Annotated in this window: 2 protein-coding genes; both read left to right on the forward strand. The window is 66.5% G+C overall.

The window, feature by feature from the left end:
• A partial coding sequence (locus J2X98_RS22130; RefSeq protein ID WP_444964477.1) for a transketolase-like TK C-terminal-containing protein occupies positions 1 to 1,560 on the forward strand: 1,560 nt, incomplete at its 5' end.
• Between the two features lie 24 nt (positions 1,561 to 1,584).
• Positions 1,585 to 2,226, forward strand: coding sequence for a nicotine blue oxidoreductase (nboR, locus tag J2X98_RS22135; RefSeq protein ID WP_307312667.1), 642 nt, complete (start codon positions 1,585 to 1,587; stop codon positions 2,224 to 2,226).
• The last annotated feature ends 121 nt before the right edge of the window (positions 2,227 to 2,347 follow it).

A 2,347-nucleotide genomic window follows, 5' to 3' on the forward strand; every position in this document is an offset into this window, starting at 1 on the left:
GGCAAACCCACCGTCATCCTCGCCCACACCGTCAAGGGCTACGGCCTCGGCCCCCACTTCGAGGGCCGCAACGCCACCCACCAAATGAAGAAACTGACCATCGGGGATCTCAAAGAGTTCAGGGACTACCTGCGTATTCCCATTTCGGATGAACAGCTCGACGCCGATCCGTACCGGCCGCCCTACTATCACCCGGGATTCGACGCACCCGAAATTGCCTATCTCCTCGAACGGCGGAGAGCGCTCGGCGGCGCTGTTCCTGAGCGCCGCGACGGACACCAGGCCGTGGAGCTCCCAGACGCGAAGTCCTACGAGGTGGCCAAACGCGGCTCGGGCAAGCAGATGGCCGCCACCACCATGTCGTTTGTTCGCCTGCTCAAGGATTTGCTCCGGGACAAGAAGTTCGGGAACCGGATTGTGCCCATCGTGCCGGATGAGTCCCGCACCTTTGGGATGGATGCGTTCTTCCCGACCGCCAAGATCTACAGCCCGGCCGGCCAGAACTACCTGTCGGTGGACCGTGACCTGGTCCTGGCCTACAAGGAATCCCCCGCCGGCCAGCTGATCCACCCCGGCATCAACGAAGCCGGCGCCGTGGCAGTCTTCACCGCCGCCGGAACCTCCTACGCCACCCACGGCATCCCCCTGGTCCCGGTGTACGTCTTCTACTCCATGTTCGGCTTCCAGCGCACCGGCGACGCCTTCTGGGCCGCCGCGGACCAAATGACCCGCGGCTTCATCATCGGCGCCACCGCAGGCCGGACCACCCTCACCGGCGAAGGCCTCCAGCACGCCGACGGACACTCCCCCCTGCTCGCCTCCACCAACCCCGCCGTCCTCACCTACGACCCCGCCTACGGCTACGAAATCGGACACATCGTCCGCGCCGGCCTCGAACGCATGTACGGTGCGGATTCGACGGACAAAAACGTCATGTACTACCTCACCGTGTACAACGAACCCATCATCCAGCCCGCAGAACCGGAAAACCTCGACATCGACGGCGTCATCAAGGGCATCTACCTGCTCGCCCCGGCCAAGATCGACGGTCCCCGCACCCAGATCCTCGCCTCCGGCGTCTCCGTGCCCTGGGCCCTCGAAGCCCAGCGCATCCTGGCCGATGACTGGAACGTCTCCGCCGACGTCTGGTCCGTGACCTCCTGGAACGAACTGCGCCGCGACGGCCTCGCCGCCGAAGAAGAAGCCTTCCTCAACCCCGGCCAGCCCGGCCGCGTCCCCTTCATCACCCAGCAACTCGAAGGCGCCACCGGCCCCATCGTCGCCGTCACCGACTACATGAAAGCCGTCCCGGACCAAATCCGCCAATTCGTTCCCAACGAATTCGCGACCCTCGGCGCCGACGGCTTCGGCTTCTCCGACACCCGCGCAGCAGCCCGCCGCTACTTCAAAAACGACACCCACTCCATCGTGGTGAAAGTGCTGCGGATCCTGGCCGCGACGGGCGAAGTAGAGGCGGGCGCCCCCTCGTACGCGATCGACCGGTACAAGCTCCTGGATGTCAACGCCGGCACCACCGGCGGGGCAGGCGGGGACGCCTGACCCTCAATCCCATAAGGTGCAGCTATGGGTGACAGTTACGGGGCCGGCTCCGCGGGAACCACGACCACCGGGGTGGTGCTCGCCGCAGGCGCCGGTACCCGGCTGGGTTTGGGACCGAAGGCTCTGCTTCCATTCCGCGGACGGCCGCTCGTGGAAGCCATCACCAAGGCACTGCTCGACGGCGGCTGCCGGAAAGTGGTGGTGGTCCTCGGCGCCGGCGCCGCCCAGGTTGAAGCTGCCGCCAAGCTGGACGGCTGCCAGTTGGTGACTAACCCGGAATGGGAATCAGGAATGGGCAGTTCCTTCCTGCTCGGCAACCAGGCCGCGGATCCGGCAGACCACCTCCTGATCGCCTTGGTGGACCAGCCTGGCCTGACCCGTGAAACAGTGGCACGGCTGCTGGCCCGGCACCGTCCGGGGCGGGTCACCGCCGCCGCATACCGCCGTCGTGATTCCAGCGGCGGCGGTGAGGCGGCACTCGTCCGAGGGCACCCGCTGCTCATCGACGCGTCCCTGCGGGCAGCTGTGGGTGCAACGGTGACTGGCGACGCCGGGGCACGGCGCTTCCTGCGGAGCCATCCGGACCTTGTTGATGAGGTGGACTGCAGCGACCAGTCCACCGGCGAGGACGTGGATACGCCAGACCAGCTGGACCTTCTCAGGTAGCCCCGACAACGGTCAGGCGTGGGCGCGGAGGAACCGTTCCAGGGCATCCTCCCAGGGGGATCCGTGGTGATGAACGACGTCGATGCTGCCCGGCCACCTTCCATCCGGCCACTTTCGGTCC

It is taken from the genome of Pseudarthrobacter enclensis (assembly GCF_030811655.1).
Lineage (GTDB): Bacteria > Actinomycetota > Actinomycetes > Actinomycetales > Micrococcaceae > Arthrobacter > Arthrobacter enclensis_A.

Bases quoted from the DNA above. Each gene is read 5' to 3' on its own strand.
- nboR (WP_307312667.1), top strand. From the start codon at position 1,585: ATGGGTGACAGTTACGGGGCCGGCTCCGCGGGAACCACGACCACCGGG.